This is a genomic window from Bartonella vaga, assembly GCF_037070895.1.
Classification (GTDB): Bacteria; Pseudomonadota; Alphaproteobacteria; order Rhizobiales; family Rhizobiaceae; genus Bartonella.
Genome location: NZ_JAYMZK010000013.1, coordinates 1 through 20,881, shown reverse-complemented (window position 1 = coordinate 20,881; position 20,881 = coordinate 1). Strand labels below are relative to the sequence as shown.

The 20,881-nt window shown below is 37.2% G+C and carries 17 protein-coding genes and 3 tRNA genes; 7 read left to right on the top strand and 13 right to left on the bottom strand.

Annotated features, from left to right (window positions below; all coding sequences use genetic code 11):
• The 4 genes from WCP76_RS06405 to rpsL form a co-directional block, all read right to left on the bottom strand.
• Positions 1-127: GTP-binding protein (locus WCP76_RS06405; RefSeq protein WP_234924853.1), on the bottom strand; the 127-nt coding region annotated here is incomplete at its 3' end.
• A 64-nt stretch (positions 128-191) separates the two neighbouring features.
• Positions 192-2,276: an elongation factor G gene (gene fusA, locus WCP76_RS06400; protein ID WP_336294843.1), complete on the bottom strand. Its 2,085-nt coding sequence runs from the start codon at positions 2,274-2,276 to the stop codon at positions 192-194.
• A gap of 27 nt (positions 2,277-2,303) precedes the next feature.
• A complete protein-coding gene (gene rpsG, locus WCP76_RS06395; RefSeq protein WP_336294842.1) occupies positions 2,304-2,774 on the bottom strand; it encodes a 30S ribosomal protein S7 in 471 nt (156 codons plus the stop codon).
• Positions 2,775-2,792: 18 nt separating this feature from the next.
• Positions 2,793-3,164: a 30S ribosomal protein S12 gene (gene rpsL / locus WCP76_RS06390; protein ID WP_336294841.1), complete on the bottom strand. Its 372-nt coding sequence runs from the start codon at positions 3,162-3,164 to the stop codon at positions 2,793-2,795.
• 511 nt (positions 3,165-3,675) lie between these two features.
• Here rpsL and xth point away from each other — a divergent pair.
• From xth to WCP76_RS06365, 5 genes are all read left to right on the top strand, one after another.
• On the top strand, positions 3,676-4,458 hold the full coding sequence (xth, locus tag WCP76_RS06385; RefSeq protein ID WP_336294840.1) for an exodeoxyribonuclease III: 783 nt from the start codon (positions 3,676-3,678) through the stop codon (positions 4,456-4,458).
• Between the two features lie 136 nt (positions 4,459-4,594).
• The gene (locus tag WCP76_RS06380; protein ID WP_336294839.1) at positions 4,595-5,500 is read left to right on the top strand and encodes a transporter substrate-binding domain-containing protein; all 906 of its coding nucleotides are present in this window, start codon (positions 4,595-4,597) and stop codon (positions 5,498-5,500) included.
• Between the two features lie 135 nt (positions 5,501-5,635).
• A complete protein-coding gene (locus WCP76_RS06375; protein ID WP_336294838.1) occupies positions 5,636-6,388 on the top strand; it encodes an amino acid ABC transporter permease in 753 nt (250 codons plus the stop codon).
• An 11-nt stretch (positions 6,389-6,399) separates the two neighbouring features.
• On the top strand, positions 6,400-7,116 hold the full coding sequence (locus WCP76_RS06370) for an amino acid ABC transporter permease (RefSeq protein ID WP_336294845.1): 717 nt from the start codon (positions 6,400-6,402) through the stop codon (positions 7,114-7,116).
• 11 nt (positions 7,117-7,127) lie between these two features.
• A complete protein-coding gene (locus WCP76_RS06365; protein WP_336294837.1) occupies positions 7,128-7,874 on the top strand; it encodes an amino acid ABC transporter ATP-binding protein in 747 nt (248 codons plus the stop codon).
• A gap of 791 nt (positions 7,875-8,665) precedes the next feature.
• Here the strand turns inward: WCP76_RS06365 and WCP76_RS06360 are convergent.
• From WCP76_RS06360 to WCP76_RS06340, 5 genes are all read right to left on the bottom strand, one after another.
• Complete coding sequence (locus WCP76_RS06360; RefSeq protein ID WP_336294844.1) at positions 8,666-11,389, bottom strand: valine--tRNA ligase; 2,724 nt, start codon at positions 11,387-11,389, stop codon at positions 8,666-8,668.
• A 140-nt stretch (positions 11,390-11,529) separates the two neighbouring features.
• Entirely contained in the window at positions 11,530-12,090 is a 561-nt protein-coding gene (locus WCP76_RS06355; protein WP_336294836.1) for a DUF2497 domain-containing protein, read from the bottom strand.
• A 171-nt stretch (positions 12,091-12,261) separates the two neighbouring features.
• Entirely contained in the window at positions 12,262-13,563 is a 1,302-nt protein-coding gene (locus WCP76_RS06350; protein WP_336294835.1) for a TolC family outer membrane protein, read from the bottom strand.
• A 57-nt stretch (positions 13,564-13,620) separates the two neighbouring features.
• Positions 13,621-14,295, bottom strand: a complete 675-nt coding sequence (locus WCP76_RS06345) for a protein-L-isoaspartate O-methyltransferase family protein (RefSeq protein ID WP_336294834.1) — start codon at positions 14,293-14,295, stop codon at positions 13,621-13,623.
• Positions 14,296-14,456: 161 nt separating this feature from the next.
• Positions 14,457-14,530, bottom strand: a tRNA-Cys gene (locus WCP76_RS06340).
• A 195-nt stretch (positions 14,531-14,725) separates the two neighbouring features.
• Between WCP76_RS06340 and WCP76_RS06335 the strand changes: the two genes are divergently transcribed.
• A tRNA-Asn gene (locus WCP76_RS06335) sits at positions 14,726-14,800 on the top strand.
• Between the two features lie 759 nt (positions 14,801-15,559).
• Here WCP76_RS06335 and WCP76_RS06330 read toward each other — a convergent pair.
• From WCP76_RS06330 to ilvA, 3 genes are all read right to left on the bottom strand, one after another.
• Positions 15,560-16,942, bottom strand: coding sequence for a DEAD/DEAH box helicase (locus tag WCP76_RS06330; RefSeq protein WP_336294833.1), 1,383 nt, complete (start codon positions 16,940-16,942; stop codon positions 15,560-15,562).
• A gap of 289 nt (positions 16,943-17,231) precedes the next feature.
• Complete coding sequence (locus WCP76_RS06325; protein ID WP_336294832.1) at positions 17,232-17,756, bottom strand: hypothetical protein; 525 nt, start codon at positions 17,754-17,756, stop codon at positions 17,232-17,234.
• Between the two features lie 36 nt (positions 17,757-17,792).
• A complete protein-coding gene (gene ilvA / locus WCP76_RS06320; protein ID WP_336294831.1) occupies positions 17,793-19,061 on the bottom strand; it encodes a threonine ammonia-lyase IlvA in 1,269 nt (422 codons plus the stop codon).
• 159 nt (positions 19,062-19,220) lie between these two features.
• Here ilvA and WCP76_RS06315 point away from each other — a divergent pair.
• Positions 19,221-19,306, top strand: a tRNA-Leu gene (locus WCP76_RS06315).
• 295 nt (positions 19,307-19,601) lie between these two features.
• On the opposite strand, the gene WCP76_RS06310 is transcribed toward WCP76_RS06315, so the two are convergent.
• The gene (locus WCP76_RS06310; protein ID WP_336294830.1) at positions 19,602-20,537 is read right to left on the bottom strand and encodes an outer membrane protein; all 936 of its coding nucleotides are present in this window, start codon (positions 20,535-20,537) and stop codon (positions 19,602-19,604) included.
• Positions 20,538-20,881: the final 344 nt, after the last annotated feature.

Genomic DNA, 20,881 nt, shown 5'->3' with positions numbered 1-20,881 from the left:
CATACGCTTTAAATTCACCAAAATACTTCGTAATCGCTGCTGTCAATGAAGTCTTCCCATGATCAACGTGACCAATCGTACCAATATTAACATGCGGCTTCGTACGTTCAAATTTGCTCTTTGCCATTTGAGCTCTCCATTTTTTTGTCCAAACTAAGGACCAAGTTAAAAATTAATTACGCAACCCAAAATTACGCATATTTCTTTTGAATCTCTAAAGCAACAACCGAAGGAACAGGTTCGTAATGATCAAACTGCATCGTATACTGAGCACGCCCCTGACTCATAGAACGAAGAGTATTCACATAACCAAACATATTTGCCAAAGGAACCATTGCATTCACAACCGTCGCAATACCACGAGCCTCAGTTCCTGAAATTTGACCACGACGAGAGTTTAAATCACCAATAACGTCACCAACATAATCTTCCGGCGTCACAACTTCTACCTTCATAATCGGCTCAAGAAGCTGCGCACCGGCTTTTTTTGCACCATCTCGAAAAGCTGCACGAGCAGCAATCTCAAAAGCCAGAACAGAAGAGTCGACATCATGATAGCCACCATCAATCAGAGTAGCTTTAACACCAAGCATAGGGAAACCCGCAAGAGGCCCCGACCCCATAACACTCTCAATCCCTTTCTGAACACCAGGAATATACTCTTTTGGAACGGCACCACCAACAATCTTTGACTCAAAAAGAAAATCGTCACCATCATGAGGCTCAAAAACAATTTTTACACGAGCAAATTGCCCAGCACCACCAGATTGTTTTTTATGGGTATAATCAATTTCTGCAGTTTTTGTAATTGATTCACGATAAGCAACCTGAGGCTGTCCAACATTAGCCTCAACCTTAAATTCACGCCGCATCCGATCAACAATAATATCAAGATGAAGCTCACCCATACCTGCTATAATAGTTTGACCAGATTCCTCATCTGATTTAACGCGAAAAGAAGGATCCTCCGCTGCTAAACGACTAAGTGCAATCCCCATCTTTTCTTGATCTGCCTTTGTTTTTGGCTCAATTGCAATCTCAATGACAGGATCAGGAAACTCCATTCTCTCCAAAATAACAGGATTCAAAGGATCACAAAGAGTATCACCTGTTGTCGTCTCCTTTAAACCTGCAAGAGCAACGATATCACCTGCAAATGCCTCTTCAATATCCTCACGAGAATTTGAATGCATTTGAAGCATACGACCCAAACGCTCTTTCTTTCTCTTTACAGTATTCTCAAGAGAAACACCTTTCTGAATTTTACCAGAATAAACACGGCAAAAAGTCAAAGACCCGACAAAAGGATCATTCATAATCTTAAAAGCAAGCATAGAAAGCGGAGCCTCATCCGAAGATTCACGAGTCGTCTCAGCTTCTGTCTTAACATCAATACCACCAATCGCAGGAACATCAATTGGAGAAGGCAGATAAGAAACAACAGCATCCAAAAGTGGTTGCACACCTTTATTTTTAAAAGCCGTACCACAAAGAACTGGATGGAATTGAACTTCTATTGTTCCCTTACGAATGAGAGAAACAAGCTGCTCATTAGTCGGCATAACACCCTCCAAATAAGCTTCTGTTGCAGCTTCATCAACCTCAACCGCCATCTCAATTAATTTTTCACGATATTCTTCCGCTTTCTGCTTCAAATCTGCTGGAATCTCACTAACTACTGCTGAAGCACCGATAGAACCATCCCACCTTAACGCCTGCATCTCAACGAGATCCACAACACCCTCAAAATCATTCTCGGCCCCAATCGGCAACTGCAAAACAAGCGCCTTACCCCCAAGACGAGAACCGACCATCTCAACACTACGATAAAAATCAGCGCCTATTTTATCCATCTTATTTACAAAAACCATACGTGGCACACGATATTTCTCAGCTTGTCGCCATACAGTCTCTGTCTGAGGTTCAACACCAGCATTAGCGTCTAACAATGCAATTGCGCCATCAAGAACACGCAAAGAACGCTCAACTTCAATCGTAAAATCAACGTGCCCAGGCGTATCAATAATATTAAAACGCCGCTTCCGACCATCTTTCCCCTCCCAAAAAGTTGTCGTCGCCGCAGATGTAATTGTAATACCACGCTCCTGTTCCTGTGCCATCCAATCCATCGTAGAAGCACCATCATGGGTTTCACCGACCTTATGATTCTTGCCAGTATAAAACAAAATACGCTCAGTCATAGTTGTTTTACCAGCATCAATATGAGCCATGATCCCAAAGTTACGATAATCTTCAATTTTATATTTACGAGCCATTATACTTGCCTTAGCCTTTAAATATACCTACCAGCGATAATGAGAGAAAGCACGATTAGCCTCAGCCATACGATGAACATCCTCACGTTTCTTTACTGCAGAACCGCGATTATTAGCTGCATCCATCAATTCACCAGAAAGACGGTCAATCATCGTACCTTCATTACGCCCACGCGCCGCTGAAATTAACCAGCGAATAGCAAGAGCTTGACGACGATCAGGACGCACATCAATCGGAACCTGATAAGTAGCACCACCAACACGACGAGAACGAACCTCAATATGAGGAGCAACATTCTCTAACGCTTGATGAAACAAAACAACAGGATCTGATTTCACTTTATTCTTTACAGCATCAAGCGCACCATAAACGATACGCTCAGCAACTGACTTCTTACCATCAAACATAATGGCATTCATAAATTTTGTAATAACCAAATCACCAAATTTGGGATCTGGATTAATTTCACGCTTTTCGGCTCTATGGCGACGGGACATCGGCTCTGTCTTTCAATATTATTTTGGACGCTTTGCGCCATACTTCGAACGACGCTGTTTACGATTCTTGACACCTTGCGTATCAAGCAACCCACGAATGATGTGATAACGAACTCCTGGCAAATCTTTCACACGACCACCCCTAATCATTACGACAGAGTGCTCCTGAAGATTATGCCCTTCTCCAGGAATATAACCAATAACCTCAAATCCATTTGTCAAACGGACCTTAGCAACCTTACGAAGGGCGGAATTTGGCTTCTTCGGTGTCGTTGTATAAACGCGAGTACAAACTCCACGTTTCTGTGGATTCGACTGAAGAGCAGGAACCTTATTGCGCCTAACTGACGCTACACGCGGCTTGCGAATCAACTGGTTTACGGTAGGCATGAACCTTCCTCTTTTCGATTTACTTTCGTATCACCCAATTGGGCTTTTTCTATTTCCATCTATTCCGATAAAATCGGAGCAAAAGCTAAACTTACACACAAAATCGGGCACGCCTGCTAAAAACAGCTCACCCGACTATACGCAGAGGAGGCAAAAAGCCTCTTGCACCTGGCATTTGCTTTTAATCTTTTAAAATAAAACCTATTCAAATGATTATTCTAGACAAAGATCCTAAAACAATAATCACTTTCACATCGGTTGTAGTAGCCTCTAATAGCGAGAACACATACATTCGTCAAGAACTAAACATCAGAAAGTTTTTAAAAATGAAAATATAATGAAATCTTAATACTTTGAATTTGGCTTTTATCAAGAATTTTTGATAATTCAGATTCCTAGAGTAATATCTCTATATAAAATTAAAGAACCGTCATATATCAATAGCGTTTATATAGCCACTTTTTGATGTAGAAAGTTAACAAATTCACATGTAACATTTAAGGTAAGCATCATGAAAATAGTAACGTGGAATATTGCTGGAATAAAAGCGCGGCACGAAACATTATATCAATGGCTACAGCAAAATCAGCCCGATATAGTCTGTCTACAAGAAACTAAAAGTACCGATGAAAATTTTCCACGCAATGCAATTGAAAGCTTAGGTTATCACATAGAAACACACGGACAAAAAAGTTTTAATGGTGTTGCGATTCTCTCTAAAAAAACACCTGATGAAATTATCCGTAGATTACCTGGAAACAGCAACGATGAACAAGCACGTTACATTGAAGCCGTGTACTCTATAAACAAAAGCGTTATTCGTGTTGCATCCCTTTATCTACCGAATGGAAATCCTGTAAAAAGCGAAAAATACCCTTATAAAATTGAATGGATGGAGAGATTGTATGCACACGCAAAATCATTGCTTACATATGAAGAACCACTTGTTTTAGCTGGTGATTATAATATCATTCCCACTCCTTTGGATGCAAAGAATCCTGAGGAATGGCGTCATGACGCCTTATTTCTTCCACAAACAAGGCAAACGTTTCAAAGTATTATTCATTTAGGTTTTTATGATGCCATTCGCAATGTCACAGATACCCCCTCCTTTAGCTTCTGGGACTTTCAAGCTAATGCATGGCGCAAAAATAACGGGATTCGCATTGATCACTTGCTATTATCACCAGAGGCTACCGATAAACTTGTCTGCGCTTATAGTCAAACAGAAGTAAGAGGATACCCAAAACCATCAGACCATATCCCTGTTTGGGCTCACTTTAACTTCAGTTAACAGAATGCAAAGCGCAATACCTAATTTGAGATAAAAAATATCCCACCTAGAATAATAAATGTGCTACACCATGCATGAAAGTACATATTAGACAATAAAAACAAGAATAAAAAGTCGTAAGTTAATGGAGGACATAATGAAAAAATCACTGCTCGTATCTATTGCAACAATTGCCCTCGGACTGACAACCATCGCATATGCTAAAAATAATACACTTGAAAAAATAAAAAAAACAGGAGAAATTACGCTGGGTGTTCGTGAATCATCTGGATTAGCTTATGCCCTTGGTAATGGTAAATATGTAGGTTTCCATACAGAAATGGCAGAGCATATCATTGATGATATTTCAAAAAAAATTGGCAAGCCAATCAAAATTAATTATGTCCCTATTACATCGCAAAATAGAATTCCTCTTTTGAAAAATGGGACTTACGATTTTGAATGTGGCTCAACAACAAATGATGTAGCTCGAAGTAAAGAAGCTGCATTTGCTTATACAACTTATGTCGAAGAAGTTCGAATTGCTGTAAAGAAAAATTCTGGCATTAAATCTCTTGCAGATTTAAATGGAAAAACAGTTTCGACAACTACCGGTACAACATCTGTTCGACTTATCCGCAAAAATAATCGTGCAAAAAACATTCACTTTAACGTTGTAAAGGGAAAAGATCACGGAGATAGCTTCTTATTATTAGAATCTGGCCGTGCAGACGCATTTGTTATGGACGCTTCAATTCTTGCTGGAAATATTGCCAAATCAAAAAATCCATCTGATTATATCATTCTTGATACAGTCCTTGCTGTCGAACCTATCGCTTGTATGCTCCGGTTAAATGATAAAAATTTCAAACAAGAAATTAATGATAGCATCGTGCGCCAAATTAAAGACAAATCACTTGAAAACCTTTATAATAAATGGTTTATGAAACCAATTCCGCCTGCAAATACTGTTATCAATCTTCCTTTATCTAAGGCAACAAGATATGCTTGGGAACACCCAAACAATAAACCTCGCGAAGATTACGAAGAAAATAATTTATAGTTTAAAAAATAACCACATTTTTTAAAAATTCAGTGTGGTTATGTTTTAGTTCATTTTTTAATAAATTCAGCATATGCGAATACGACTGATTTATTGTTCTGTTTTACAGATGACTAAATTTAGGAAATATCATTAATGGACTTTTCTTTCCTTTGTACAGATGATCTTACTCAAACATTCGTAGCCGGATGCCTTGGAACCCCTGGTGTGAGCCATACCTACTTAGATACACTGCTTGATGGCTTAAAAAATACAGTTATATTATCCGTCTCTTCACTGATATTAGCTGTATTATTTGGTATTGTTATAGGGACAATGCGTGCTCTACCAAATACTTCGATGATCCGGTTCCTATTACGTTCTATTGCAAATATCTGGGTAGAGATCATGCGTAATATTCCTTTGCTTGTCCAAGTGTTCTTATGGTATTTTGTTGTGCCTAAAGTTTACCCACCGGCGATAAATTTTTCACCTATTCTATTAATAATATGTGCATTGGGTTTTTTTACATCTGCTCGTATCGCAGAACAAGTTCGTTCAGGAATCGAGGCAATTCCTTCTGGACAGCACTACGCAGCTATGGCGATGGGATTTACTACCTACCAAATTTATCGCTATATCATACTACCACGTGCTATACGCACCATCATGCCACCACTTACTTCAGAAGCAATGAGTATTGTAAAAAATTCATCTATAGCATTCGCAGTTTCAATAAATGAACTGATGCAATTTCAATATCAAACCATAGAAGAAGTAAGTCATGTTTATGAAAACTATCTAATTGTCACGATTCTTTATATTCTTATAGCTTTGTCCATATTCATCATTATGACAATAATTGAGAAAATGCTCAAAATTCCTGATCTTCAAATAGAGAGACACTGAATATGCTAAATATGCTAAACTTCATAACCTCCAAATTTGGATTTTCTTCTCCTTTTAATTTTTTAAATTTTGATTTTTCATTTTTTACTTTTGATATATTTTGTTCTTACATTCTATCAGGTTTACTCTTTAGTGTTTTTCTAACCATTTTTTCAGCAATATTGGGACTCGTTTTCGGAACGATCTTGGCAATGATGCGGCTTTCTTCTATGAAACTGCTATCCTCATTTGCAATAATTTATATAACCGCTATGCGCTCAATACCGCTTGTTATGGTTATTTTATGGTTTTTTGTGCTTTTACCTCTCCTAACAGGTACATCAATCGGTGCAAATAAATCAGCACTAATTACCTTTACTGCGTTTGAAACTGCTTATTTTGCTGAAATTATGCGTGCTGGCATAAATTCCGTTTCGCAAGGACAAAAACAAGCAGGGCAAGCTCTCGGAATGACATATTGGCAAAATATGCATATTGTCGTTCTTCCTCAAGCTGTTAGAGACATGCTGCCAATTTTTTTAACCCAAGTCATTATCCTATTTCAGGACACAAGTCTTGTTTATGCAATTAGTGGGAACAGCCTTTTAAATGGTTTTGATATTGTTGCTAACAATTTTGGTGTGAAGCAAGAAGCTTATATCTTGGCAGCTATTTTTTATTTTGTTATCTGTTTTACACTGTCGCAGCTAGTTTTACATCTACAGAAAAAGATGTCCATTATTCGCTAATAGGAAAAAAAATGTCTACTCATATGATCGAAATAAAAAATGTTTCCAACTGGTATGGCGCAGTTAATGTTCTTAAAAACTGCACAACCAATATCAATAAAGGGGAAGTTGTCGTGGTTTGTGGACCATCAGGTTCAGGTAAATCAACACTCATTAAAACTATTAATGCTCTCGTCCCTTTTCAAAAAGGTGAAATTTGGATTAACAGAGTACCAGTCCATTCCAAACAAACAGATTTGCCTAAATTGCGTAGTCAAGTGGGAATGGTATTTCAGCACTTTGAGCTTTTCCCACATTTATCTGTTGCAGAAAATTTGACAATTGCACAAACAAAAGTCCTAAAGCGAAGCAAAAAAGAAGCACTTGAATACGGCTTTATGTATCTTGAACGCGTCGGACTCATCGAACATAAAAATAAATATCCTAATCAACTTTCCGGAGGTCAACAACAACGCGTTGCTATCGCACGAGCTTTAGCCATGGATCCACTCGTTATGCTTTTTGATGAACCAACATCTGCTCTAGATCCTGAAATGGTAGGTGAAGTATTAGATGTCATGATCAGCTTAGCAGAAGAAGGTATGACAATGATTTGTGTAACACATGAAATGAAATTTGCACAAAAAGTCTCTGAACGTGTTATTTTTATGGATCAAGGAGAAATCCTCGAAGACTGCTCATCTAAAAACTTCTTTTCTGATCCACAAGCCAGGACACCTCGCGCGCAAGAATTTTTATCTAAAATTCTTAGCCATTAATCATTGTATTATAACCAAATATCATCTCCATTATAAGATACAACATAAAATAGAAATCTAGTATCAAAGAAAGTAGGAGATTCTACAATAAATAAAATGTTAAAAAAACTGAATAATTACCAATATGTTTATACCTATTATATAGGAAGTAAAAAGAGCTATTCAAAAAGTAACAATAATGGTAACTTTTCCCCCCTTTATGTTCTAAACTTTCTTACTATCTAAAATTTCTCCTTCAGCTTAGTTTTAATTATAATATTTTCTGTAAATTTCTTTATAGAGATTCGAATTCTTCTTAATAAGCCTAAAAAACATTTGAAATAGCAAACTTCAAACAAAAAGATAAACAAATAGCAACCACAAAAATGTCAGAAAAAATATTTCACTTTTATGCACAACAAATTCATTTTTAATCATAAATTATCATACTGTATTTTTTATCAGATCTCTTGATATTAGTGGTTATTCTAACATTCTTATTTGCAAACAGTAAAAACTACTCAACAAAGAAACGCATGCACTAAAAATCAGATTTAAAATAGACTAAAGATGTTTCTTAACAAACCATTAAAATTTGAAAACGTGAAGCAATATTCAAGCTAAGTAAATATAATAATAGTATTACTTATTATTCTATAAATATAAAAATGATAGAGCTTTGTTTACTCTTTATTCCAACATTCATGAAAAATTCAAGAAGGCGATCTTTAAAAAAAGACAGATTCTTAAAAAAATCTATGCATCAACAACGCAATGGTATAGATTTATACATGAAAAAATAAAAAGTCTAATTAAACTAACCGCTCTAAAGCAACAGACATCTTCTTTTGAGCAGCACGCAACGTTACAATCTTGTTACGTTCAGCCTCAATAATTTCCGGTTTTGCATTTGCGATAAATTTCGGATTGTTTAATCTAACCAGTATTTTTTCAATATCTTGTTCAATTTTACTGACACCTTTCATCAAACGAGCGCGTTCAGCTTCCAAATCAATCAACTGTCCTAATGGCAAACAAAAAATCGCCTCTCCCAAAATCATTTGTGCTGATACATCTGGAACTTTATCAGAAAAATGAATTACTTCAATACGCGCTAATTTCTTAAGAAGGGCGTCATAACGCTCCACACGCTCTCGCGTTACTTCTTCTCCTTCTACTATAACAAGAGGCGCTAATATAGCTGAAGGAATATTCATTTCAAAACGCAAAGATCGAATCCCACTAACAAGATCAATAAGCCAATTAATATCAGAAGCAGCCTCTTCATCTTCAAACATGCCCTCTGGCCATTGTGTCAATGCCAACATATCCTCACGCTTCACGCTTGATGTTTCTGTAAGGAACCATAACTCTTCCGTTATATGAGGCATAAAAGGATGCAATAGCTTATACACTTCATCCAAAACCCAAGCCGTACATGCCTGAGCTTCATTTCTAGCATCTTCATTTGAACCTTGAAACACAGGCTTGAGAAGCTCTAAGTACCAATCACACAACGTATTCCAAATGAAACGATAAAGTGCACCTGCAGACTCATTAAACTTATAATTTTCAATACCAGCGGTCACTGCAGCAACAGTTTTAGATAACTCTGTTAAAATCCAACGACTAAGTGCAAATTTTGCTTTTTCTGGCTTAAAAGTTGGATCATGCTTAACACCATTCATCTTTGCAAACCGGGTGGCATTCCACAATTTTGTAGCAAAATTGCGATAACCTGCAATGCGGGAAGGATCAAGTTTTACATCACGCCCTTGTGCCGCCATAATAGCCAAAGTAAAACGGAGTGCATCTGCACTATACTGATCAATAAGCTCTAATGGATCAATAATATTTCCCTTTGACTTAGACATTTTTGCTCCCTTTTTATCCCGCACGAGAGCATGCACATAAACTGTTGGGAAAGGAACATCACTCATAAAGTGAAGTCCCATCATCATCATCCGCGCAACCCAGAAAAAAATAATATCAAACCCTGTAACCAATAAAGATGTTGGGTAAAAGGTTGCTAATTCAGTTGTTTTATTTGGCCAGCCTAGTGTTGAAAAAGGCCAAAGAGCTGATGAAAACCAAGTGTCTAAGACATCTGGATCACGGGTTAACATAACCACTTCACCATAATGAGAGAAAGCCGCATCTAAAGCTTCTTTTTCACTTTTTTCAACAAAAACTGTGCCATCAGGACCATACCAAGCTGGGATCTGATGCCCCCACCATAATTGGCGTGAAATACACCAAGGCTGAATATTTTGCATCCAATTAAAATAGGTTTTCTTCCAACTATCTGGAACAAATTGTGTCTTCCCTTGACGTACAGCCTCTATCGCTGGCTTAGCTAGTTCTGCGACACGAACATACCATTGATCTGTTAAGAAGGGTTCAATAGGCACCCCACTGCGATCCCCATGAGGAACAGTATGTTGATATTCATCAACAGTTACCAAATATCCTCTTTCTTCCATCAAAGAAACAATTCTATTACGTGCCAAAAAACGATCAGATTGATCTAAGTATTCCACTAATGCGTTTAATTCATCAGACAAAACCAAATTATCAAAAAATGCTTCATTCCCACGTAGAAAAATTTCAGCATTTTTTGTAAAAATATTTATCAAACGTAGATTGTTGCGCTTTCCAACTTCAAAATCATTAAAATCATGCGCCGGTGTGATTTTTACAGCACCACTCCCCTCACTAGGATCTGCGTAAGCATCACCAACAATCAATAATCTACGGCCAACAAGCGGTAAAATAGCGTTTTGACCTATAAGGTTTCTATAACGATTATCTTCAGGATTAACTGCAATCCCCGTATCGCCAAGCATTGTTTCTGGCCGAGTTGTCGCTACCGTTATAAAAGTTGTAGCATCATTCGGATCAAAAACTTTACCTTCAAGGGGATATCTAAAATGCCATAAACGACCTTTTACCTCTTTTTGCTCAACTTCAAGATCCGAAATAGCCGTCAGCAATTTAGGATCCCAATTAACCAAACGCTTATCTCTATATATCAATCCTTGCTTATAAAGTGTAACAAATACTTCACGAACAGCTTGGGACAAACCTTCATCCATTGTAAATCGCTCACGCGACCAATCACACGAAATACCAAGGCGACGCAACTGGTTCGCAATAACTCCTCCAGTTTCGTTACGCCATTCCCAAACACGCTCAACAAATTTTTCCCTTCCCATTTCTTGACGCGTTGGCTCTTGATGCTCTGCAAGTTGACGCTCTACAACCATTTGCGTGGCAATCCCTGCATGATCCATCCCAGGCTGCCATAAGACATTTTTGCCACACATTCGCTGAAATCTGACCATAATGTCTTGAATTGTCGTATTGAGTGCGTGTCCCATATGAAGGGAACCCGTAACGTTTGGAGGCGGTAGCATAACACAAAAAGGTTCTGCATCACTTTTCGAGCCCACTCCCGCTTCAAAAGCACCACGAGCTTCCCACCTTTTTGCAACGCGTTGCTCTATGGAAGCAGCATCATAGTTTTTTTCTAACATTCTATCCATCCATAACGCCGCTAAAAAATGCAATAATACAAGATCTAAAATTCGATCCTAGTATTTGCAAACCCCACTTACTCATATTAAGCCCGCAAAATTGCAAACGAAATCTTTATAAAATAAAATGAAAAAAATAGTTAAGATGACTTCTGAATTTCCTTAACAATCTCTTCACGTAAAATATTCTCAAGCAAAGCAGGCAACTTACACTGCAACCATTCTGCTACAGCTGGACGCAATACATCCTTTGCTATTTTTTCTACAGAAGAAATATAATATTCAGATAACTCTACACGATCAGCACTCACATTTTTTGGCTGCGATACACACGCCTCATCACTATATTCTTTTGTTTTATGAACAGTATGCTGTTCTTCAGAAGAAAGTTTCATCTTTTGCATATCAACGGCAACTGTATTATCTTCTACCTCTAATTTCTCTTTCTTTAAAGAAAAATCCTTATTTTCAGAGGAAAGGCCGATACGATCAGCTAAAGCTTTCATGGCATCATCAACAGATAAGGTTGTATCGTCAACATCTGCCGATTCTATTGCTGTATGATCCACAGAGGCATTTTCTACAACATTTTCATTTAAAAAATGACTAGATTGACTTGCATTCTCTTCAATTATCTCGCGAATAGATGTCAAAATCTCATCCATACTTGGCTCACGTAACACACTCGAACTCTGTACCATACTTTAAAACCTCTCAAAGACGCCAAAACAAAAAGAATCATATTCTTAGTGTAAGTAAAAGAATCATAAGATCAACATGCCTCTTTGTCATAAAGGGGGTACTACACAGAACTTTCTTTATTTATAATAACACACCCAATCTTTTAAAGATTTAAAAGCCAATTTTGTACATTAATGGATATGTTTAATCGCTTTAAAACCTAAATAATCTGCAGTCAATTTACCAATAGAAGACTGAACACTATAGCTCGCAACAACAGCATTACGTTCCGCCACCACAAGCGCAATTTGAGCATTAATTAACTGAGTTCGAGAATTTAAAACATCCAATGTTGTCGCCTGTCCCACATGATTTTCTTGAATACGGCCCTCCAGAGCAATTTCAGCAGCACGAACACTCTCACGATAAGCAACTACAGATGCACGCGCACCCTCTAACTGAAACCACGCCGAAGTAAGTGCCTGTCTTGTACTGCCATAAGCCAAATCAAGCTGAAGACGAGCTTGCCCAAGCTGCTCCTTAGATTGGCGAATTTGTGCAGATGTACGACCACCTTCAAAAATTGGAATACTCACTGACAATCCTATTGATTTAGAAACTCCATCCTCTCCAACACCAGTGTAAACCCGATTGTAAGACGTTGTTGCCAAAAAATCAACCTTAGGAAGCAACGCCCCTTCCTTCGCCTTTACATTGTAATGACTAGCATCAACTAGATATTTAGCATAAAGAATTGCGGGATGCATAGCAACACTAAGTTGGTAGGCCGTATCAAGATTTACCGGTAGCCCTTCCGCTAATGGTGGACGTTTTAATTCTTCAGGATCAGAACCAATAATCTGTCGATAAAGCGCCTCTGCTGCTTTTACCTCAGCACGTGCAAGACTAAGCTCTGAAAAAGCTACGGAACGGGCAGCTTGCGCTTGAGAAAGATCAACACGCCCTCCCTCTCCTACATCAAATTTTGCTTTATTCGAACGAACTTGCTCCTCAAGGGCAGCTAAATTCTCTTTACGAAGATCAGCAATACGACGTGCTTGATATACATTAGCATACGCCACCACAGTATCAAGAAACGTATTTTGCTCAGCATTACGAAGATACTCACGCTGCGCCTGCAACTTAACCTGAGCTGAAGAAAACATATTTTGTGTGGCAAAACCGTCAAACAATCTATGAGTTAATTTTACCCCTATAGATCCAGAAGTAATATAAGGACCCGTCATGGACTTATTTCGCCCATAGTTTCCAATCCCTTCTATTTGTGGTAAAAATCCAGATAGTGCAATGTCTACATCACCGCTTGATATACGCACAGCCGCACGTTCACTATTCAACTTAGAGCTTTGCACATAAGCTTTAGCAAAAGCGTCCATCAATGTTTCAGCGTGAACCGACCCTGATATAGAAATGCTCAAAACCAGCAATAAACACGCGTGAATTTTTTTGTTTATCTTGAACACAATACACACAATCAAACCCCCACTTACATTAATAAAAGTATCTTTTATTCACAAACAAAGCAAGCACTAAAATATAAAATCAGGCGTTTTTAAAAAACTAGGAAGGCGACCTACAGAAAGATTAAAAGCGCAACGCACCGCAATAGCGCTATCTTCTTTTACATAGATTCGCGCAACCCCAGAATTACCGTGTCCTTCAACCACAACAAGACGTCCAGCATTTTTCATTTGATCAAAGATACCCTCCGGAATGAAATCAACAGAACCCTCAATAAAAATCAGATCATAAGGCCCCTCAACGACATATCCCTGTTCTAAAGGACCATGAACAACAACCACATTATCACACCGATTACGCTCTAAAGTTTCTGCAGTACGTTCCGAAAGAGCTTTATTACTTTCTAGCGCAACTACAAAGCCCGCAAGTTTTGCAAGCAAAGCTGCACAATAACCACTATTTGCTCCAATATCTAAAACTGTATCCGATGATTTTACAGCTGCAAGCTGTAGCAATTTTGCTAAAGAGGCAGGCTTCATAGAATAGCGTGCCGGCCCCCCATTTTGGCCTGGACATACAATAATATCGTTATCAAGATAACTTAAAGCTCTCATATTTTTCGGTACAAAATCCTCACGCGGTACCGTTAAAAAAGCCTTAAGAACTGATAAATCCGTTACATCTACTGTACGAATTTGATTGTCAACCATTTTGCGACGAAGCTCTGCAAAATCTGCAACCATAACGACCCTTTTCTCCTACATACAAATAAGAATAAAGTTGCAAAAAAGTATACTACAGTCAACAATTAGATTTTAACCGTACTATTTTAAAGTGTTTTACCTGGAAAGGAAAATGCTTATTCACGCCTATCATTCCTAAAGGCCATTTTATTCAAATCAACTGGAGGCCTCGCCCGGAATCGAACCGGGATACAAGGATTTGCAGTCCTCTGCGTAACCATTCCGCCACGAGGCCTCGCCAACAAGTGTAAAAATCTCAATAAGGGAAGGCAACGCATCCGTCAAGGTGTAGAAAATCTTCTCTGTTCTTTTTTCTTCCTCTTATGATATTTTTAAAAAAATTATGATATTTCTTTAAAAAAGTAATTTTATCCTTTGCAAATCAGTATTGCTTTGCTATAGCCCTTGCAGTTAAATAATTAATCGCTGTTCCCCGGTAGCTCAGCGGTAGAGCAACCGGCTGTTAACCGGTTGGTCGCTGGTTCGAATCCGGCCCGGGGAGCCATTTATTTTCATAATATGTAAACCGGTTATTTTTTTGGGCTTTTTAAGCGCTACCTGATGCGTAGACCCTAAGAGAACGGGGCTTTAAAAGCTACTAAATACAAATACGCTATTTTATAGACTTTTTCTGTTAATATTTTAAATTTTTCCAGACCATGCTATGAACAAAGCGCTCGATGTTCTAAAAACATAGGGTAACTTCACGCCTAAACGAATCAACTCAAAAAATTCAAAGTCGTATTTTAAATATAAATCTTCCCCCGATCTAAACACCATCTTTAAAACCTGAATTACATCATCTGCGTTCTGTTTTTATTGTAACGAATGCAAAAGAAAAAATGCACCAATATCAGCTACAAATACTTCAAAATATGGGTGTAACTTCGTTGGAAGAACTCTGAGAAAACATGCATAAAACATAAATTTTTTGCATCATAAGTTAGCATACGCAATTAAAACGTATTTTTATTATAAACAATATTCACTTTTATGTATATTTTAAAAGATAAAAAGTGCGCGAATAAGTACAAGAAACTGAAATTTTCAAAGTCGCTTCTACAACGTAGAAAAAACGAGAATTTTTTTCAAGAGAACTTTTAATCAGGATAGAGGCCAAAATGTTTTTTCTTTTTAAAAATTAAAATCTTTTAAAGCATTCTCGATTTTAGCAAGAGAATTATTTTGTGCTGTTCTTACTCTTTAAGAAGAAACCGAAAAAAGAATAACATTCCTAACACATAGAATTTTCTAAAGATTTTATTCAAGCTGCCTTCTTCACTGATTTACGAAAACGAAAAGACTTCGCACACTTTGCTGCTGCTTTTGCTTTTTTATGTCTTTCATTTGGGGACGAAGAGTTTTTACCCTGTAACTGTTCCGATTTCTCTGGGCAACCCAAACATTTTTTCTTATGCTTGTTTTTTCTAAAACGACGCCCCTTACTATTTTCTTTTTCTCCACCTGCTTCTACAACCGGTTTTTCTAAAAACACCGCAAATTGCTCTGGAATAGCTTCACGCATTAATTTTATACCAATCAAGCGTTCTACAGCTCGCAAACGCGCAAACTCTATGCCTTCATCAAAAAGTGTTATAGCTTCACCAGATGCGCCATTACGTCCTGTACGGCCAATACGATGCACATAACTCTCTGCTTCATCTGGTAAATCATAATTAATAACGTGGCTTATGCTTGGTATGTCAATGCCGCGCGCTGCAATATCCGTTGCAACAAGAATTCGCACTGCTTTCTCACGAAAAGCCTTCAATGCATGTTGCCGCGCATTTTGTGATTTATTTCCATGAATCGTCGCAACAGAATATCCTATTTTGGCTAAACTACGTGTAACAGCATCAGCACCGTGCTTAGTTCGAGTAAAAACAATAACTGAAACGAAAGCTGAGTTTGTCAAAATTTTACCTAAAACATTCTTTTTTTCACTGGTAGGAACACAATATAACTTTTGAGTAATTTCCGCAGCAGTCGTCCCTTGAGGAGCAACTTCTATTTTGACTGGATCATTGAGCAGACGCTTTGCAAGTATTGTAATTTCTTTCGACATTGTTGCGGAAAAAAGTGCTGTCTGACGCTCTTGATGCAAAAGTTTTGCGATTTGTTGTACATCGTTAATAAAACCCATATCCAACATGCGATCCGCTTCATCCAGAACTAAAAAACGAGATTGAGAAAGATCGACATAATTTTCACGGATAAGGTCTCTTAAGCGCCCAGGTGTTGCTATTAAAACATCAACACCTGATGCCATGCGTTTAATTTGTTTTAAACGTGATACCCCGCCAAAAATAAGACATGTTGAAAGATGCATTCCTCTCGCAGCAGCACGAATTGTTTCATCAATTTGAACAGCGAGTTCACGCGTAGGAGCTAAGATCAAAGCACGCGCAGTTTTAGGGCAACGTTTATCACCAAAAGCTAAAACCTGATTTAAAATAGGTAAACCAAACGCTAAGGTTTTTCCAGAACCTGTTTGCGCAATACCCAAAACATCGTGCCCTTTCAACATCACGGGAATAGCCTGTTCCTGAATAGGTTTAGGTTTATTCATCCCAGCAGCGATTAAGTTTTTAATCAAAAGAGTGGATAAACCCAACTGTGCGAAAACATTTTCTCTATTTATATTCAAAATAAAATCTTTCCTTAGCTACTACTCTCAACGAGTAATAGGCTAAACTACATTGCTCAAGAATCTGCACAAAAGAGATCTTGAAATTTCAAATTTACGGAGCTACGCCCAAAATAGCGATTTGCGTGACTCATGAACCCCTAAACAAAAGAAAGCGCATAATTGTATCTTATAAAAGCCAGTTAACCAACATAAACACCTTCATCTATATTATTGAAGAATTATAAAAAAAAGCAAGAACTTTGAAAATATATTTATCCATGAATAAAAAATACAATATTCTAAACATTTAATGCTTTATTATTATTTTATTCGGTAACTGTACATTATTAAAATCAGGGTAAATTTCCAGAAAAATCGGATTTTGTATAGTTTTTTGACCACCATAGATTAAATACCATTGAGTTTTATCAAAAATTGCTAAAGTTTTATATTGGATAATGCGATCTTTTGTCTTAAGCGTAGTTGGAATCAAAGCATACAAAATTCCGGAATTACTTTGCAGATAAGCTATGTTTTTTTCATCTAAATGATAAGCATCAAGGGATAAATTCTCAAATTGAACACTCAGCTGTTTAATAAAACTATCCCGTAAATTCTTCTCTGTTGTATTCAATCGACGTGCCATTTCTTTATAAAGCCGCTTGGGCATATGAAGAGAAATAACTGCAAAATCCCTATTTTTTACGGCATTATTGATATCAGCAACCAATCTTAAAAGTTCAACTTTTTGTATCACCTCTGGCTCAGAACCTAAACTCTGCTTACCAATACTTAAAAATAAAATCAGTACAAAATAAAAAATAGATCGCATTTTTATATTTCTTTTTTCAAAAAAAATCTCATATTTTCAAATTACAAAATCAAACAATGCTTGATCATCGGTAATATCACGATAGCACCAACCTAACTCTTGAAATTTTTTTTCCAATAGATGAAAGTTATCATATTTTTTTGTTTCAATTGCAATCAAGACAGAACCGAAGTTTTTAGCTGATTTTTTAAGATATTCAAAACGTACTATATCATCATCTGGAGATAATTGAGAAAGAAAACTACGCAATGCACCAGGACGTTGCGGAAAACTAAAAATAAAATATTTTCTTAATCCCTGAAAACGCAGAGAACGTTCTTTAATATCCGGCAAACGTTCGAAATCAAAATTGCCGCCTGAAACAACGAGAATAATTTTTTTTCCTTTTAATTCTTTAGCGGGAATGCTGTTAAGAGCATCAACCGATAAAGCACCAGCTGGTTCAAGAACAACACCTTCAACATTAAGCATTTCAATCATTGTAGAACAAACACGATTTTCGGGAACCGTAATGACAGAATCTGGAGAAAATTGCTTCAGAATCGCGTAATTTAACGCACCAATTTCAGCCACGGCAGCACCATCTACAAATGTATCGATATTTTCAAGCTTGACACGTTTTCCACGCTTCAAACAAGCAAGCAAACTTGCAGCTCCTTGCGGCTCAACAAAACGAAGCTCCGTTTTCCAACTATATTCGTGTAAAAATTTGCTCACACCACTAGCCAAACCACCTCCACCGACGGGCACAATTATTAAATCTGGCGCACCATCCTCTCCATTGAGTTTCTTCCATTGTAACACAGTCTCGCATAGAACTGTCGCTTGCCCCATAATAATCCGAGCATCATCAAAAGGCGGCGCCATCACACCACCGCTCTCCGCAGCAAAAGATTGTGCGGCTGCATAACATTGGTCAAACGTATCACCGATTAAACGAATATCAATAAACTCTTCACCAAAAACGCGGGTTTTATCAATTTTCTGTTGCGAAGTTGTCACAGGCATAAAAATCACGCCTTTACGCTTAAAATAGCGACAAACAAAAGAAACTCCTTGCGCATGATTACCTGCTGATGCGCAAACGAACACCGCATCTTGAGATATTTCGCCAAGCATTTTTGAAACAAAATTAAATGCACCACGAATTTTATACGAGCGCACCGGTGTTAAATCTTCACGCTTCAAATAAATTTCCGCACCATATTTTTGACAAAGAAAATCATTTCTCTGAAGAGGTGTTTCAGCAAAAACGTTATGCAAATTTGACATCGCTTCAGTTACATCTTGAATAAATTTACTCATAACACCTGTTATTTCATTCTTTCTTAATACTGACAAGATTCTTTCTAGCTATAGAATCAACTATTGTCAGTTAAAATTTTAATGCGGGATGATAAAATTTATTTCTTATCATTACTTCTTGATTCAATAAAAGATATAGCTTATGAGGGTGTTCTTATCGCGGACGTGATGAAAACGGTAAACATAGCAGACTTAAAATCTGCCGGTCGAAGACCTTGCGGGTTCAAGTCCCGCCGTCCGCACCATTTTGTGCAATTTTTTTCTTGTTTTCCAGTAAAAAATATCGCTTTTTGCGACCTTATCGCAATATTATTCGGATACTGTGATTATATGGAAAACGAATCATTTTTTCTTATGGAAAAACGGTTTAGTTGTGTTCTGTAAGCAAACAACAGTGTAGATCTACAAATATTCTTCCATTCATCGTAATCATTTAAAATCTGGAAGGTCTACTCCGCCATAAAAAATATTTACGTACAAAAATAAAAAACAAGGCCCTATCAAAGATAGGACCTCTTAAGTTATTTTAGTTTGCAAAATTCAGAATTTATAAGCCACTCCAGCCCGAAAATCATTCGTTCTATATTTTATTTCAATTTCGTCCTTAAATTTCTTTTTACCAAAATCGGAGTAACGATATTCTGCACGCACAACAAAAGTATCTGTCATCGCAAAATCAATACCACCACCGAAGGTATAACCAATCATCGTATTTGTAGCATCTGATGCAGAATTAAAACCATCCTCTCCTGAAACAGAGATCGACAAGATATCTTGAAGCTGCCCATAGGCAACACCACCAGCAATATAGGGCATAATACGATCAGCAGAAAGACCAATTCGCATCCGTGTAGCACCTGTCCATTTCTGTTTTATTGTGTGAGAAAAAGTGATACCATTTTCTCCTGCCTTTACTTCAATGTCTGCCGCTCTCTTCTTCCTCCCTCCTCCAATAGATCGCAAAGCTACATTATCTCTATTTGCTATAGCATCTCCATCAACCCATTTTCTCGGTATCTGAGGACCCATTCCTACTAAACCTGGATTTCTAGCGTAATCAAACCCATCGGAATTAACAACGATGGCTTTTGTATTCTTTCGTTCAATAAAATTTATATCCGTATCAACCCCCAAAATAACATTATTACCGAAATCAACGTTACTGCCAGCATAAAAACCTCCTATAACACCAGAAAGTTTAGGCATATACTTTTTCTCGACCGATACCCATTCTTTATTTCTGCCATCTTTATCGGGGAACAGAGGAATATCGACATCAGGCATCTTTGCAGAAAGTTTACTCGAAAAACCGCTTACTTGCCCCCCAAAATAGAAACCTGCCCAAGAAAAAGATGGAGAAACAATAACTGGTGAAACAACACTTGTGTGTTGTTTAGGAACGACTGCATCTGATGCCTGTACTAAAGAAACTGAAACGAAAGAAAAAACAGATGTTATTATAAATTTTGTCTTCATAAAATTATACCCCACTGTTATTATTCATAATATAACCAAAATTCATATTTTGATGAATAAATCAATAAAAACTCATTCTGCAATTTACATACGCTATTTACATAATTACACCAAAATTTAATATTAGCAATTAAATTTTAATAAATTTTAATATATCAACAATAATCAATAATAAAAAATATAAAAATTTACCAAATAATAGCTATTATATTTTATTTTAAGGAATAAAGCTATGATACTCTTCTTATCTAAATTATCTCATTAAATTTCAAAATTGATCAGTTAGTATCCTGTATGTATGAACTATTATCGGATAACCATAAAAAAATATAATTATTCAATAT

Coding starts and splice junctions, on each gene's coding strand:
- fusA (WP_336294843.1), bottom strand. CDS start 2,276: ATGGCTCGTAAATATAAAATTGAAGATTATCGTAACTTTGGGATCATG.
- rpsG (WP_336294842.1), bottom strand. CDS start 2,774: ATGTCCCGTCGCCATAGAGCCGAAAAGCGTGAAATTAATCCAGATCCC.
- rpsL (WP_336294841.1), bottom strand. CDS start 3,164: ATGCCTACCGTAAACCAGTTGATTCGCAAGCCGCGTGTAGCGTCAGTT.
- xth (WP_336294840.1), top strand. CDS start 3,676: ATGAAAATAGTAACGTGGAATATTGCTGGAATAAAAGCGCGGCACGAA.
- WCP76_RS06380 (WP_336294839.1), top strand. CDS start 4,595: ATGAAAAAATCACTGCTCGTATCTATTGCAACAATTGCCCTCGGACTG.
- WCP76_RS06375 (WP_336294838.1), top strand. CDS start 5,636: ATGGACTTTTCTTTCCTTTGTACAGATGATCTTACTCAAACATTCGTA.
- WCP76_RS06370 (WP_336294845.1), top strand. CDS start 6,400: ATGCTAAACTTCATAACCTCCAAATTTGGATTTTCTTCTCCTTTTAAT.
- WCP76_RS06365 (WP_336294837.1), top strand. CDS start 7,128: ATGTCTACTCATATGATCGAAATAAAAAATGTTTCCAACTGGTATGGC.
- WCP76_RS06360 (WP_336294844.1), bottom strand. CDS start 11,389: ATGTTAGAAAAAAACTATGATGCTGCTTCCATAGAGCAACGCGTTGCA.
- WCP76_RS06355 (WP_336294836.1), bottom strand. CDS start 12,090: ATGGTACAGAGTTCGAGTGTGTTACGTGAGCCAAGTATGGATGAGATT.
- WCP76_RS06345 (WP_336294834.1), bottom strand. CDS start 14,295: ATGGTTGCAGATTTTGCAGAGCTTCGTCGCAAAATGGTTGACAATCAA.
- WCP76_RS06325 (WP_336294832.1), bottom strand. CDS start 17,756: ATGCGATCTATTTTTTATTTTGTACTGATTTTATTTTTAAGTATTGGT.
- ilvA (WP_336294831.1), bottom strand. CDS start 19,061: ATGAGTAAATTTATTCAAGATGTAACTGAAGCGATGTCAAATTTGCAT.
- WCP76_RS06310 (WP_336294830.1), bottom strand. CDS start 20,537: ATGAAGACAAAATTTATAATAACATCTGTTTTTTCTTTCGTTTCAGTT.